The sequence below is a fragment of the Williamsia sp. z71 genome, assembly GCF_059553375.1.
In genome coordinates, this window is sequence record NZ_JCANWX010000006.1 from 256,669 (window position 1) to 271,238 (window position 14,570).

The 14,570-nt window shown below is 64.1% G+C and carries 15 protein-coding genes; 2 read left to right on the forward strand and 13 right to left on the reverse strand.

Annotated features, from left to right (window positions below):
- Positions 1–28 precede the first annotated feature (28 nt).
- Positions 29–472, forward strand: coding sequence for a MarR family winged helix-turn-helix transcriptional regulator (locus AC51GR_RS16385; protein ID WP_496325689.1), 444 nt, complete (start codon positions 29–31; stop codon positions 470–472).
- Positions 473–474: 2 nt separating this feature from the next.
- Here the strand turns inward: AC51GR_RS16385 and AC51GR_RS16390 are convergent, their stop codons facing one another.
- The 11 genes from AC51GR_RS16390 to AC51GR_RS16440 all read right to left on the reverse strand — a co-directional run bounded on the left by AC51GR_RS16390 (position 475) and on the right by AC51GR_RS16440 (position 11,827).
- On the reverse strand, positions 475–1,335 hold the full coding sequence (locus tag AC51GR_RS16390; protein ID WP_496325690.1) for an alpha/beta fold hydrolase: 861 nt from the start codon (positions 1,333–1,335) through the stop codon (positions 475–477).
- A gap of 232 nt (positions 1,336–1,567) precedes the next feature.
- On the reverse strand, positions 1,568–3,121 hold the full coding sequence (locus tag AC51GR_RS16395) for an MDR family MFS transporter (protein ID WP_496325887.1): 1,554 nt from the start codon (positions 3,119–3,121) through the stop codon (positions 1,568–1,570).
- Between the two features lie 37 nt (positions 3,122–3,158).
- Positions 3,159–3,659, reverse strand: a complete 501-nt coding sequence (locus AC51GR_RS16400; protein ID WP_496325691.1) for a MarR family winged helix-turn-helix transcriptional regulator — start codon at positions 3,657–3,659, stop codon at positions 3,159–3,161.
- A 180-nt stretch (positions 3,660–3,839) separates the two neighbouring features.
- Positions 3,840–4,361 (reverse strand): hypothetical protein, encoded by a 522-nt coding sequence (locus AC51GR_RS16405; protein ID WP_496325692.1) that lies wholly within the window; start codon positions 4,359–4,361, stop codon positions 3,840–3,842.
- Positions 4,358–5,701, reverse strand: coding sequence for a hypothetical protein (locus tag AC51GR_RS16410; protein WP_496325693.1), 1,344 nt, complete (start codon positions 5,699–5,701; stop codon positions 4,358–4,360). Before AC51GR_RS16410 ends, AC51GR_RS16405 begins: the two co-directional genes overlap by 4 nt.
- The gene (locus AC51GR_RS16415) at positions 5,698–6,477 is read right to left on the reverse strand and encodes an ABC transporter ATP-binding protein (protein WP_496325694.1); all 780 of its coding nucleotides are present in this window, start codon (positions 6,475–6,477) and stop codon (positions 5,698–5,700) included. The genes AC51GR_RS16410 and AC51GR_RS16415 overlap by 4 nt, the downstream gene beginning before the upstream one ends.
- A complete protein-coding gene (locus AC51GR_RS16420; RefSeq protein ID WP_496325695.1) occupies positions 6,474–8,204 on the reverse strand; it encodes a dipeptide/oligopeptide/nickel ABC transporter permease/ATP-binding protein in 1,731 nt (576 codons plus the stop codon). Before AC51GR_RS16420 ends, AC51GR_RS16415 begins: the two co-directional genes overlap by 4 nt.
- Complete coding sequence (locus AC51GR_RS16425) at positions 8,201–9,193, reverse strand: ABC transporter permease (protein WP_496325696.1); 993 nt, start codon at positions 9,191–9,193, stop codon at positions 8,201–8,203. The genes AC51GR_RS16420 and AC51GR_RS16425 overlap by 4 nt, the downstream gene beginning before the upstream one ends.
- Before the next feature lie 5 nt (positions 9,194–9,198).
- The gene (locus tag AC51GR_RS16430; RefSeq protein ID WP_496325697.1) at positions 9,199–10,851 is read right to left on the reverse strand and encodes an ABC transporter substrate-binding protein; all 1,653 of its coding nucleotides are present in this window, start codon (positions 10,849–10,851) and stop codon (positions 9,199–9,201) included.
- 275 nt (positions 10,852–11,126) lie between these two features.
- A complete protein-coding gene (locus tag AC51GR_RS16435; protein WP_496325698.1) occupies positions 11,127–11,636 on the reverse strand; it encodes an SRPBCC family protein in 510 nt (169 codons plus the stop codon).
- Positions 11,637–11,644: 8 nt separating this feature from the next.
- Positions 11,645–11,827 carry a hypothetical protein gene (locus tag AC51GR_RS16440; protein ID WP_496325699.1) on the reverse strand — a complete coding sequence of 61 codons (183 nt, stop codon included), beginning with the start codon at positions 11,825–11,827 and terminating at the stop codon, positions 11,645–11,647.
- 6 nt (positions 11,828–11,833) lie between these two features.
- Here AC51GR_RS16440 and AC51GR_RS16445 point away from each other — a divergent pair, with 6 nt between their 5' ends.
- Positions 11,834–12,118: a 4a-hydroxytetrahydrobiopterin dehydratase gene (locus tag AC51GR_RS16445; RefSeq protein ID WP_496325700.1), complete on the forward strand. Its 285-nt coding sequence runs from the start codon at positions 11,834–11,836 to the stop codon at positions 12,116–12,118.
- Positions 12,119–12,136: 18 nt separating this feature from the next.
- Here AC51GR_RS16445 and AC51GR_RS16450 read toward each other — a convergent pair whose 3' ends face one another.
- The gene (locus tag AC51GR_RS16450) at positions 12,137–13,285 is read right to left on the reverse strand and encodes an acyl-CoA dehydrogenase family protein (protein ID WP_496325701.1); all 1,149 of its coding nucleotides are present in this window, start codon (positions 13,283–13,285) and stop codon (positions 12,137–12,139) included.
- Entirely contained in the window at positions 13,285–14,517 is a 1,233-nt protein-coding gene (locus tag AC51GR_RS16455) for an acyl-CoA dehydrogenase family protein (RefSeq protein WP_496325702.1), read from the reverse strand. The genes AC51GR_RS16450 and AC51GR_RS16455 overlap by 1 nt, the downstream gene beginning before the upstream one ends.
- Positions 14,518–14,570: the final 53 nt, after the last annotated feature.

The following is a 14,570-nucleotide window of genomic DNA, read 5'->3' on the forward strand; positions in this document are numbered from 1 at the left end:
GCTTGTCTGTCGATGGCATACTTGTCCCATGACCGATACCGACTGGCAATCTGCCTCTTCCCTCCTGAGACTGTCGGCACAATTGGTCGACGGGATACAGGACGGCATGGTCCGACGCGGTTTCACCGACGTCCGACCGGTTCACGGGTTTCTTTTCGCCGCAGCGTCCTCGGGCCCGACCACCGCCACGGACATCGCCGAGCAGTTACAGGTGACCAAACAGGCAGCCGCCCAACTGATCTCTTACCTCATCGAACGCGGCTACCTGACCAAGGAGGCCAGCGACACCGACCGCCGCATCCAGCTGATCAGCCTCACCCCACGCGGACAGGCGTGCACGCGGGCGGCACAGGAGTCCGCCGAAGAATGTGTCGATTCCTGGCACGAACAGCTGCCGCGTAAAGACTTCGACACATTCGTCAGGTCGTTGAATGTCCTGTCCGGTCCCGGGCGGCTCCGTCCGAGCTGGTGACCTCAGCTGGTGGTACGCGCCCGTGCGGGTGCGACTCCGAGGAAGTCCTCCAGGATGTCCACCACCGTCAGCGGCGCCTCGACATGCGGATAGTGTCCGACGCCGGGCAAGACCTCGAGCCGACTGCCCGGAATGGCCTCGTGTGCGGCGTAGCCGTGCGCGACCGGGATGATCTTGTCGGCATCACCCCAGATGAGCAGCGTGGGTAATTCCGAATTCAGGTACAACCGGTTCATCGCACTGACCGCCTGGCCGCGATGGTCGACGACCGAACGCAGCGTCCGCAGGAATGCCTGCCGGGTTTCCCGGTCGGAGAGCGACGAATAGGACCGCCACGTCTCCGTCGCGCGCGGTGACTGGATTCCGAGCGAGCCCATCCACGACCCGATCTTGTTTCCCGCTGCCAGGATCGGCTTCGGCGCGATGACGGGCAACACGAACTCGGCCCCGGGAGCCGCCAGGAGCCGCAGGGTCCAGTTGACGTCCGGACCGAGTCCGCCGCTACCGATCAAGACAAGGCGCTCGCAGTATTCGGGGTGCTGGTACGTGAATTGCATGGCGACGCCGCCGCCGAGCGACTGACCGATGACGGTGGCCTTGTCGATCCCGAGTGCGCGCAGCAGATCCCGCAGGGTCGCGGCGAAGGAACCGAGTGAGTAGTCGCCACGTGGCTTCCCGGACTCGCCGTGGCCGGGCAGATCGGGTGCGATCACCCGATGGGTGCGGGCCAGCAGCGGCGCCACCGCGCGCCAGGTCGTCGAACTGCCTGCCATCCCGTGGATCAGCAGGAGGACCTCACCGCTCCCCTCGTCTCGATATGCGACACGCTCGCCGTGCAGGTCTATGTGGTGGAGTTCGTTCATGTCGTCTCCCATTGGGTTACCGCGTGACCCGAAACCGGGCATATCGACAGCGGCGTGTGAGTGAGCCGGATTCGGTTCCAGCTTTCCCGGGCGTGACCGTCACCAAACAGTATGGGCGCAATACACGTCATCAGCGCGTCTCCCAGCTGCAAACGAGCGGATACACGAAGACGAGCCACATAATTCTGGCTCGTCTTCGTATATCCGGATCGTTCGCGGCGCGGGCGGTAGGTCAGGCGTCGACCAGGTCCCGCGGCGGCGTGCCGCCTTCGCGCATCGGATCCTCATCTGCAGAGATGTCGATGGTCGTGCGTAGAGGCCGATTCGGGAGAAACGCCACTGCGATCAACGCGACCACCGCTGCGACCGCCGCGATCAGGAAGATCGCGCTGGTGGCATCGCCATAGGCCGCTCGCACAACCGTCTGAACCGGATCAGGCAATGCACCGATGTCGAGGTTGCCCCCGCCGGAAGCGCCGGAGATGCCCAGTTCGGACAATCCGGAAGCCGACAGATCGGCGACCCTGGTGGCCAGTACCGAACCGAGGACCGAGACACCGACAGCGCCACCGAATGTTCGGAAGAACGCGACGTTGCTCGAGGCCGCACCGATGTTGCGAACACTGACGGTGTTCTGAACGACGAGGACCAGGTTCTGCATCAGCATGCCGGTGCCGAGTCCGACGACCATCGTGAATGCTCCGACCAGCCACAGGTTGGTTGCGTGATCGATCGTCCCCAGCAGGCCGAATCCGACGATCAGCAACGTCGAACCGACGAGCATGTACGGCTTCCACTTACCGAAGCGGCTGATCAGCTGGCCCGAACCGACTGATCCGAGCAGCATGCCCGCAACCATCGGGATGGACAGGACGCCCGCCAGTGTCGGAGAGAAGCCGCGGGCGGTCTGGAAGTACTGGCCGAGGAACGTGGTGGCGCCGAACATTCCCAGCCCGACGGCGATCGAGGCGATGATTGCCAGTCCGGTGGTCCGCTCGACGACGATCTTGAGCGGGATGATCGGCGACTTCACCTTGGCTTCGACCATGACGGTTGCCAGCAGGAGCAGTACACCGGCGCCGACATACAGCGCGGATTCCTTGGAGAACCAATCGTAATAGCCGGCCTTGCCCGCGAAGGAGACCCAGATCAGCAGGACCGAGATCCCGGCGGTCAGCAACGTGGCGCCGAGCCAGTCGATCGAGACGTCTTCCCTGCGTTCGGTCTTGATGTGCAGCGTCTTCTGCAGCAGGAAGAGCGCGATCACCGCAAGCGGCACACACACGAAGAAGCACCAGCGCCATCCCAGTGGGCTGTCGACGATGACACCACCGAGGATCGGGCCACCGGACATCGACACCGCCATGACCGCACCCATGTACCCCGAATAGCGTCCACGTTCACGCGGCGAGACGATGCTGCCGATGATGGCGACGACCAGAGCCGTCAAACCGCCCATACCGACACCCTGGATCACCCGCGCTGCCAACAGAATCGGCACGTTGTGCGAGAACCCGGCAATGATCGAGCCGGCAACGAAGATCACCAGCGCGCTCTGGACGAGCACCTTCTTGTTGAAGATGTCCGCGAGTTTGCCCCAGATCGGGGTCGAGGCGGCGTTGGCCAGCAGAGCTGTGGTGATGACCCAGGCATATGCGGTCTGTGAGCCCTTCAGATCACCGATGATCGTCGGGAGCGCCGTCGCGACGATCGTTGTGGAGAGCAGCGCGGTGAACAGGCCCGCGAGGAGTCCGATCATCGTCTTGAGAACTTGTTGATGGGTCATCGCCAGCGGATCGTGATTCTCCACCGCCATCGTCGAACTAGACACAGACTTCCTCGCTTTCTACTTCGCCATCCGCTGCGGTCTCCAGTCGTCCGGTCCGGTGCATATGGTCGTTCAGAGATTGTTTGAGTTTCTGGACCGTGACCCGTGCGGCTTCGGCCTCGGCTTCAGGCCAGTCGGCGAGCACTTTCTGGAGTTCACGGGCGCGGATATCGCGGTTGCGGTACAGCAGCTCCCGCCCCGCCGGGGTCAGCGATACGCGGGTCGCGCGGCCGTCTTCCGGATCGGATTGCCGGGCGACATAACCGCTGTTGACCAGCTCGGTGATGTGGCGACTGAGTGCGGACTGACTCAGACACAGGTCTGTGGCGAGGTCCATCTGCCGACACGGCTCACCGGCAGCCAGCGCCGCCAGTACGCCGAGGCCACCCTGGTGGATCTCGGCGTTGTCGTCGGTCGCGAGCGCTCGCCGCATCATCCGGCCGAGCAGGTGCAGATCCACGATCAGGGCGTGGGCCGCCTCTGTGGTCAATGCCATGGGTGACTCCCCCCTTCAAATAATTGATTGCGTTATGCAACTATAGGTTAGTTGCATGTAGACATCAACTAAGTGGGGTCCGCAGGTATTCCGCCTCTCAACAGAACACGGGACCGCGGCCCGATCCTCCCGGTCCGCGGTCCCGCTCACCACGCAGTATTCAGTTTCGTCCGAACATCGTCACACCGATCGCACACTCGGAACGATGTCGTAGACCTCGTCGGCCCGGGCAGCCATCACGCGATCGGCCATCTCCTGTTTCACCACGACCAGACGCGCGTCCTCGTCTGCGCTGCGATCGGCCTTGCGCGAGAGGGTGATGTATTCGTCGACGACAAACCCTTCCCGGATCACCAGCGTGACGCTCTGCCCGCGATAGTCGAGGTGGAAGACATAGATCTCCATCGTCATTCCGCGTTCCGGTCGCCTCAACGTGCTGTCAACTGTGTACCGCCCCTCGGTGACGGCCCTGGTCACGAGTTCGAAGGTGTCCCGCACCCCGGGGCCACCGTGAGAGGTCGTGATCACGATGTCCCGCCGTTCGACGGGTCCATCCTGCGCCAGCACCGGCAAGGCGCGTTCGAGAACCTTGTAGGCGTGTGCGACACCGCCCGGCGCCAACGGTCCGTGGTAGCGCAGCGCGTCATCGAATCCGAACGTGAGCGCCGTGCCCTGATCGATCACTTCGAGGGAGTTCGTCATGGTGCAGTTCTCACATTCTTCTTTTGGGTGAACTCGGGAGATCCGGCGAACTCGGCAATCCATGGCATGAAGCCGTCGAGGAACCGTTCGGTTGCCGGCATGAAGTAGGCGCCGTAGTGGGACATCGGATCGAGTGTCGCGATGACCATCGTTCCGGCGGTGCTGACCTGGTCCACGTAGGCGAGCACGTCACCGTCGGGAAGCGTGAGCAGGACGTCGGCTCCGGGCGGCGGCTGGACCGCACCGTGATAGTGCCAGGTGCAATCCCCCACGCCGAGATGGGTGAAGAAGGAATGCTCCGGATTCGGGGTGCTCATCCCGAGGTCGGCCCCGGGTTCGAGCCACCACCAGTAATTGGTCGGCCGGTGTTGCCACCGGACCCCGGGCAGGAAGCCCGGCAGCGGTTCTCCGCCACTGAACGACACGACCGTTCCACCGGCATCGAGCAACTCCATGATGCGAGGTGCGGCGGCATCGAGCAATCCGCGGTGGATTCGTTCGGGGATGATGATGCCGTCGTATCCGGTCAGGTCGGTCTCGGCCAGTTCCGGCAGGTACAGCAGCCCGCCGGTGAGGTGCTCGGCGTACTTGCCGGTGGTCAGCGCGCGGTGGTGATGCGAGTTTCCGCCGTAGACCGCCGCGAGGCCCTGGCCGGTTGCGGTGGACGGGCTCGCAGGCACCGGTTCCCACTCGTCGACAGGACGCCCGCTGCGCAGCGGTTGCTCCTGCAAAGATTGCGCCTCGTCTGCAGCCCACCGGGCAAGTTGTCCGGGGATCCTCGCCGCCGTGTTGTCCTCGATGCCGACGGCATATCCGAAAAGGTCACCGGTTGCATGTACGAAGATCGTGCCCGCCGTGGACACTCGGTCGACATAGGTCACCGGCTGGCCCCCGATCAGATGCACCAGCGGCTCCGCGCCGTCCGGGACGGGATGGTGCCCACGGGCGAAAAAGCCGGCGACGCCGCGCCTTTCGGTCATGTGTGCGAGTTCGACTCCGGCGAACACCGGATGGTCGGCCACCTCGGTCACCACATACGACGCGCGCCGGCGTGGCAGCGTCGGCTCGAAGTGTCGCGCCCCCGGGAGCCAGTCCTGGTTCAGATGTCCGCAGAAGATCAGGACTTTGCCCGCATCGAGGAAGCGGCGGATCACGCCGCGATGGCGGGCCAGATGTTCCTGGTCGACGTTGGATCCGATCACCAGAATCCGATGAGGCGCCAGCGACTCGTCGGAGAGGTCGTAGCAGTCGATCGAGGTCACCTCGTAGCCGAGTTCACCCCTGGCAAAAGGTGAGAGTTCCCCGGTCGGGTGCATTGTCACCAACGCGAATTGCGTCATATTTCCTCCTTTGTCGATACGTGCCGATGGCCGGCTGCTGCCACCAGCGCTGCGGTATACGGATGCCGGGGCCTCCCGAGAACCGATTCGACCGAACCGCTCTCGACCACCTGCCCGTTCTGCATCACTGCGATTCGGTGTGAGCCCCGCTGAGCCAGGGCCAGGTCATGGGTGATGTGGATGATCGCGATTGCCTCCTCGCGGCACAGTCGCTCCATCAAGTCGACGATTTCGACCCGCAGCGAGGCGTCGAGCCCACTCGTCGGTTCGTCGGCCATGATGAGCTTGGGTCCGGTCACGATCGCGCGGGCGAATGCCACCCGCTGGCGCTCACCACCGGACAGCTCGTGCACATATCGGCCCGAATAGCGAACGGCCGGAGCGAGATTGACCGACTCCAGTGCTCGCAGCACGGCATCTCTGCGGCCGGCCGGGCTACCGATCCGGTGGATCACCATGGGTTCGGCGACGATGTCGGCAACGGTCAGGGTTGGCGGCAAAGACGCATACGGGTCCTGGAAGACCAGATGCATGTCCCGGCGGACGCGGCGGGCGACGGCGCGGCGCGTGCCGACGATGTCAGTGCCGTCGAACCGCACCGCACCGGTACAGGGCACCTCGAGTCCTGCCACCACGCGGGCCACGGTCGACTTTCCGGCGCCGGAACCACCGACGAGGGCTACGGATTCGCCCGCGTCGACCCTCAGGTTCACATCTGCCACGGCGGGTCGTCCGTGGAACGAGACGCCGAGGCCGGTGATCTCGAGCAGACTCATCGCGCGGCCTCCAGTTCCGGCGCCGGCTCCAACCTGACGACGGAGTCGATCAGACTCCGGGTGTACGGATGCTCCGCGTCCCCGATGATCTTTGCGGTCGAACCGGTCTCGACGATCTCGCCGTCCTTCATCACCGCGATCCGGTCCGCGATCGATTCCATCGCACGCAGGTTGTGCGAGACGATCAACATGCCCACGTTCAGTTTCTCTCGCAGGTCCGTCAGCAAGGACAAGATCTCGACCTCCATCAGCACGTCGAGGCCGCTGGTCGGCTCGTCCGCGATCAGGACCGCAGGATCGTTGACCAATGCCATGGCGATGACCACTCGTTGCCGCATGCCCCCGGAAAGCTGGTGTGGGTAGGCATCGATCCGGGCGGCGTCGATCCCGACGAGGACCAGCAGTTCCGCGGCGCGAACGCGTGCTGCTCGTCGCGTGTACGTCCCGTGCGCCATCATCGCTTCGATCAACTGTGCGCCCACGGTACGCACCGGGTTCAGTGCACTCATCGCTTCCTGCGGGACGAGAGCAATCCGATTGCCGCGCATGGCCCGTAGGTCGGCCGCCGACATCGTCGTGATCTCGCGCCCCTCGACCTCGACCGAGCCGTTCAGGATTTCGGCAGCCGGGGGAAGCAGTCCGACAGCCGATGATGCCACCGTCGACTTGCCACTCCCCGACCCGCCCACCAACGCCACGATCTCGCCGGCGGCGACGGACAACGACACCGTGTGTACCCCAGCGCAGCCGGGGCCGTACGAGACGGTCAGGTCTTCGATCCGGAGCGGAGCGAAGCCGTCATCCTCACACCGGGCTGCCGATTCTCTCGTATCGACAGGACGACGGCGTTCGCGCTTCTCACGCCTGCCCAGTACCGGCCGTGAACGCTCCTCGAGCGCGTTTCCGATGAGGGCAAACGCCATGACGGTCAACGCGATTGCGATGCCCGGCGGCATGATCCACCAGAGCCAGGCATCAGTGAGGAACGCACTCCGCGCATTTGCCATCGCGAGCATGGAACCCCAACTGGCAGAGGATATGTCACCGAGACCGAGAAATGCCAAGGAGGCCTCGAGCAGGATCGCAGTCTTGGCCGCAAGGATGAACTGCGGGATGACCAGCGGGAATACGGCGCGCGAAACATGCCGGCGCAGAATGTAACCGGAACCGGCCCCCATGGATTTCAGGGACTGGATGTGGTCCCGTTCGCGCAGCGACAGAACCTGCGACCGCAGTTCCCTGGCCAGTCCGGCCCACAGCACCGCCGAGATGACCAGGATCTGGGTGCCGATCCCGGGTCCGACGAAGACACCGATGACGATGGTCAGCGGCAGGACCGGAAGGGTCAGGATCACGTCGACGATGCGCATCAACACCGCATCGACCCAGCCCCGGGAGTAGCCCGCCACCACGCCGACCAGCGCACCGATCACCGTTGCGGCCAGGGCAGCGACGATTCCGACCAACAACGAGATCCGGGCACCGTGGATCAGCTGACTGAGCAGGTCGTGCCCCACATCGTCGGCACCGAGCCAGTGCTCGGCGGACGGCCGGGCGAACGGTCGGGTGACCCGCTCGGCCGGATCATGGGGAGCCAGAACCGGCGCGGCGACGGCACACAGGACCAGGACCGCGAGGATCGATCCCCCGCCCACCGCCATGCGTCTGGATCGGGCCGAGACCGTCCGGCCCAGCGCCGTCGTGACGCCCGCGTCGGAACCCCTCATGCAAAGACCTCTTTCCGTTCATGAGAGATGCGTTCACGCCGCACCCGCGGATCGATGAGCGGATAGGTGAGGTCGGCGACGATGTTGGCGGCGACGATGCCGATCGTCGCGAGCAGGAATGCACCCTGAAGCAGTGGATAGTCGCGAGCCGTGACCGCGTCGTAAGTGAGTTGTCCCAGACCGGGATAGGCGAAGACGCTCTCCACCACCACCGCACCGGAGAGCAAGGTGCCCACGGTGAGTGTCAGGCTGGTGAAGACCGGCAGCAACGCGTTGCGAAGTGCATGCCCGAGTGCGACCCTGCGCTCGGTCAACCCCTTGGCGCGGGCGAGCCGGATGTAGGGCTCATCGAGGACACCTACCGTGGACGCCCGCGCCAGCAGGAAGAACCCACCGATACCGGCGATCACGAGCGTGAGCACCGGCAGCACCATCCGGACGGCAACCGCGGTGAACCATTCCCATCCGGTGGCATCGATCGGTGCTGCCCCATACGACGGGAACCATCCCAACTGGACCGAGAAGATCGCGATCAGGATCATCCCGACCCAGAAGCCCGGCATCGAGTCGATCGCGAGAACACCTGTCACGGTCGCCGTCTCACGCTTGGTACCGCGACGCCACGCGGCCCAGGTGCCGAGGAGGGTCCCCAGCACTGCGGCGATGAGCATCGCGGTACCCACCAGCGCCAGCGTCCAGGGCAGCTTCTCCATCAGCACGTCCCACACCGGACGGTTGTGTCCGACAGACATTCCCAGGTCGCCCCGCAGCAGTCCTCCCCAGAAGGAGAGGTACTGCTCGGGGACAGACCTGTCGAGCCCGTAGCTCTGCCGGATCTGCTCGACGTATTCGGGCGCGAGGTTCCCCTCCTCGCCGCCGTACAGATACTGAACCGGATCTCCCGGCGCCAGATACGGCAGCGCGAAATTGAGCGTGACCGCTGCCCAGAGGACCAGCAGGTACTGCCCGATACGACGAAGCAGAGTCATCGGGGTCAGCGAACCGGCGCGATGGCGTTGGCGGTCTCACTGACCTCTCGAGGCAGGAATGACCACTTGTGCACGATGCCGTAGCCGGGGGTCTCGACCCACCCCCCGAAGCTGTCCGAACGGACGCCGAAGTTCTCGTCCGGGTAGTACAGCCCGATGGTGGTGGGCTGTGCGTTGTAGAGGTCCTGGATTTCGTCGAGGACCGCCAGACGTGCCTCGTTGGTCTCGGTCACCTTCCACTTCTCGTACAGCGCATCGAACTCGGGATACGGGATCGACGGCGCCTTCCAGAGGTTGCCCGAGCGATGGGACATGATGAACTGCGTCGAGTCGCCGACCGCGTGCGGCGAGTTCGTCGTGATGTACATGTCGTAGCTCTTGTCCGATGAGATGTCCGAGAGCGACCCGGTGTCGACCGCGGCCACCGAGACGTCGAGACCGACCTTGCCGAAGTCCTCGGTCAGCAGTTCTGCCGCCCGCACATCAGGCGCCAGACCGCCGTCGACGTGAATCGTGTACGTCAGGTTCTCCCCGGTCTCGTTCTCCCGGATTCCGTCACCGTTCTTGTCCGCGTATCCGAGTTCGTCGAGGATCGCGTTCGCACCCGCGACGTCGTATTTCGCCTCGGTGGGATTGGAATACGGTGCGTCCGGGTGGACGTAGCCCTGCGTGGCGGGGCGGCCCTGCCCCAGTCCCACGATCTCGAGCAGCTGATCGCGATCGGTGGCCATGTTCAGCGCGGTGCGGAATTTTGGCTCACTGAAAGGCTTTTCGAGGAAGTTGAGCTTGAGTTCGGGGTATCGCAGCGGGGAGGTCTTGATGACCGAGATCTCCGACGAATTGCCGAACTCGTCGATGAGCTCGGGTGTCAGCGACCTCGTGGTGGCATCGATCTGTCCCGACCGCAGTGCGGTGAACGTCGCCGATGAATCGGTGATGACCGGCATGATCAGCTCATCGACGGTCGGAGTGCCGGCGAAGTAGTCGGCGTTGGCCTCGAACCGGTATCCGGAGGTCGGACTGTGGTCGACCAGCTTGTACGGACCGGTGCCCACCGGAAGTCCGGTGTACTCCTTGGCCTTTGCCGGATCGACCGAAGACCACACGTGTTCCGGGAGGACCGGCAGATCGGCGAGCGTCACCGTACCCAGTTCGGGACATGCGTAGTCGCAGACGAATCGGACTCCCCCGTCCTCGGTGGTCTCCACCGTCGAGATCGAGGGGGTGTCGTTGACGTGGTGGGTGAAGCGACCGGTGGGCGCCTGATGCATGTAGTGGAAGCTGAAGACCACGTCTGATGCCGTGAACGGCACACCGTCGTGCCAGTTGACATCGTCACGCAGCGCGACTTCCCAGGTGGTCGCGTCCACCTGATCGACCGAGGTGGCCAGCCATGGCTGGGGATCGTCCACGTACGGGGACGGCGAGAGCAACTTGTCATAGATCAGCTCGGTCATCTGATCTGTTTGTCCGGCAAAAATATTGGCCGGACCGGAGTCTTTGTCGACCGCGATTGTCAAACTCTCTGCCGTCGCCGGACCCGTCAGGGTGCCGCCCGCGGAGTCGTCGTCAGAACCACAGGCCGCCACAACAAGCGCGGAAGCGAGAAGTGCCGACAAGGCGCCGCGGCGCCGCATCGAAGAAGTCGGGGAATACATCTGAATCCTTTGGTAAGGCTTGCATAACCTTTGTAAGGTTAGCCTAGCTTACTGCGGATTCGAGATGGCAGGAGTCCCCCCACGGTCCGGCCGACAACCTCGTAGGCAGGCCATAGGGCAACAACATGGCCCGACTGATCGACGAGGAACGGGGATCAAATTCCGCCGCGAACGCGAAGTGGTCGAGCAAGCGGCCGCCTCAATCAATGGGACCGAATCCCCGGCACACCACCCCTATAGACCCCGGTTCAATAGCCCTCGGTTCAGAGGAAGTCCTATGTGCGAGCCGTCTGATGCGGGTAGCCCCGACGTACCGTCCGGTCGAGAATACCGAGCGTGCTCGCCAATGAGCTGGTGTGGATGACCGGGAAGATGTTCTTCTCACGCCACTCCGGATGGATGTCGGACCAGTCATAGAACGAGGTCACCTTCGTCGCCCCATCAGCGGCCGGCTCCAGACGATAGCCGTAGACGTGCCCGATCTGCGGTCGCAGACGACCGAGAATCGTCCAGGAGACCTCGACATCGGGTTCCAGGGTCTTGATGGTGACCGTTACGTCGTACTCCCCCAAAGGGAAGTCACCCAGCGCCTCCCGATCCATGTGGACCACAAACTTGTCGCCGGCAGCTTTCACGCGGTCACCGGTTGCGTCCATCAACATCCCCGACGCGTCGATCGCCACATGTCCCTGCGGATCGGTGAGGACGGCAAAGATGTCGGCTGCGGACGCGCGGATCAGGCGCTCGGCTTCGATACGTTCGGTTTGCGTCTGTTCAACAGTCATACAACACACTAGCCACGCCCGCGCATGAAACTCATGCCTATCGTGTTCAACTCTTCCACCAGATCGAAGACCGGTTCGCCCGATCCGGTGTCGAAGCGAATCACCCGGTAGCGGTACCACGTCGGCACCGTAGTCGTGATATCGAGGACGTCGACATTGGTGTTGCCCCGTACCGGGTGGCCTGGCAGCATCAGGTCATGGCTGGTCTACTGAGCGAATCCGACATCACCAAGGCCCTCGCCGACCTGACGTTCTGGTCGCGTACCGGCGATTCATTGACCCGCACTGTCGAATGCCCGAGTTTTCCGGCAGCGATCTCGTTCGTCAACCACGTTGCCGAGGCGGCCGAAGCAGCCGACCACCATCCGGACATCGATATCCGTTGGCGCAACGTCACATTCACCCTGAGCACGCATTCAGAGGGCGGGATCACCGGCAAGGACACCCTGCTCGCCCACCAGATCGACGATCTCGCCCCCTGACCTACGCGGACGTCCTGCTCAGCGGGCCGAGAGCGCCGCGTATCGGGCGATGTGCTGGTCGGCCGGACCGAACTCGTACTCGATCGCGGTGAGACGCTTGAAGTAGTGTCCGATCGCCAGTTCCTCGGTCATCCCCATTCCGCCGTGCAACTGCACCGCATTCTGGCCGATGAACCGCGCCGACCGTCCGATGGTCGCCTTGGCTGCCGAAACCGCCAGCGACCGCTCCACCGGGTCGGCCTCGAGATTGAGCACGGCGAGATAGACCGCGGCGATGGACTGCTCGACCTCCATGTACATGTCGACCATCCGGTGCTGCAGCGCCTGGAAACCGCCGATCGGCTGCCCGAACTGCCGACGTTGCTTCGCGTATTCGACGGTGTCCGCCAATACCTTTCGCATCAGGCCCACGGCCTCGGACGCAACCGCAGCGGTGGCCTCGTCGACTGCCTTGTCGATCGATGGCCAGGCACCGCCTTCAGGGCCCAACAGTGCATCGGCGGGTAGTCGCAGGTCGGTGAACGTCAGGTCGGCGGCCTGGCGATCGTCGATCGTGCGGTAGGCGTGGCTCTCGACGCCGGCGGGCAACTCGTGCGGATCGATGTCGACCACGAACAGCGAGATGCCGTCGGTGTCACGCTGCGATCCGGAGGTGCGCGCAGTGACCAGGAGATGGTTCGCCAGCGGGGCGCTGGTGACCACCGTCTTGGCCCCGTTGATCACCCAGCCATCACCGTCGCGACGTGCCGTGGTGGTCACATCGCGGTAGGTGTGGCCCGACGTCGGCTCGGTGGCGGCAAACGCCGTGATCGCCGTGCCGGCAACAATGTCCTGGACGATCTTCGCTGCTCGATCACCGCCGGCCCGCCGGAGCAGCCCGGACCCGATCACCACCGTGTCGACAAACGGTTCGACGACCAACGCGTATCCGAGAGCCTCGGTGACGATCATGAGCTCTACGGGACCGCCGCCGAGTCCACCGTCTTCCTCGGGCAAGGTGGCGCCGAGGATGCCGAGCTCGTCGGCGAAACCGGCCCAGATCGACGGTTGCCGGCCCGCGCCGATCTTGGCCGCGGCCCGACTGCTCTGAAGGTCGTATCGCGTGCTCAGGAACTTGGTGAGTCCGTCACGAAGGAGTTCTTGCTCTTTTGTCAGGCTGAAGTCCATCAGAGCCCCAATGCTGCTTTGGCGAGAATGTTCCGCTGAATTTCGTTGCTACCGGCGTAGATCGAACCGGCTCGGTCGTTGAAGTACCGCAGAGGCGCCACCGCCTGCCACTGCTCACCGCTGACATATCCGCCCACAGGTTCGGAGAACTCCGCGATCGGGCCGCCCGGTCGGGCAGCGTGCGGCTGATACACCCGCCCGCGCGGGCCGGCGGCCTCGAGGGTGATCTCGGTGAGCTTCTGGCTGAGTTCGGTCGCGAGAACCTTCAGCATCGACGATGCCGGCCCCGGATCCTCACCCGACGCCATCGCCGACAACGTCCGGTACTCCAGTATTTCGAGGACCTTCGTCCGTATCTCGGCCTCGGCGAGCTTGGCGGAGAACGCCGGATCCTCGATGAGCGGACGACCATCCGGACCGGGCACATCCGCTGCCGCCTTGGCTGCTGATTCCGCCATGACCTGCAGCGCGGGAGCTGCTGCGGCGCCACCGCGCTCGAAGACGAGCAGGTATTTCGCGACGGTCCAGCCGTCGTCGATCTTGCCGATGACATTCGACTTCGGCACCCGCACGCCGTCGAAGAAGACCTGGTTCTGCACCTGTTCACCCGAGGTCATCACCAACGGCCTGATCTCGATGCCCGGCGATGTCATGTCGATCAGAAGAAAGGTGATGCCCTGCTGTTTCTTCTCATGCTTGGAGGTCCGGACCAGGCAGAACATCCAATTCGCCTCGGCTGCATGGGTTGTCCAGATCTTGCTTCCCGTACAGACCAGGTCGTCACCCTCGTCGACGGCAGCCATCGTCAGCGACGCCAGATCCGAACCCGCCTCCGGTTCGGAATACCCTTGGCAGAAGAACACCTCGCCCGTCAGGATGCCCGGCAGGAAAAAGTCTTTCTGTTCCTGCGTGCCGAACGCGGCGATGGCATGGGACACCATCCGAATACCCATGGGCGACAACGACGGCGCACCCGCCAGCACGGATTCGCGGCTGAAGATGTAGTGCTGGGTCAGACTCCAGTCGCAACCCCCGTGTTCGACCGCCCAGGCCGGCGCCGCCCAGCCACGCTCGTACAGGATGCGTTGCCACTCCATGCTCGCCTCGTGCTCGGAGTAGACGCTCGTCATGAGGCGGCCTGCCTCACGCAGGTCGGGCGTGAGCTTCTCATCGAGAAAGGCGACAACCTCATCCCGGAAGGCTGCGTCGGCCTCTGACCAATCCAAATCCATCTGCGCTCCCCGCGTATCCACGACTCGATTGACCACCGACGCCGCTGGAGACA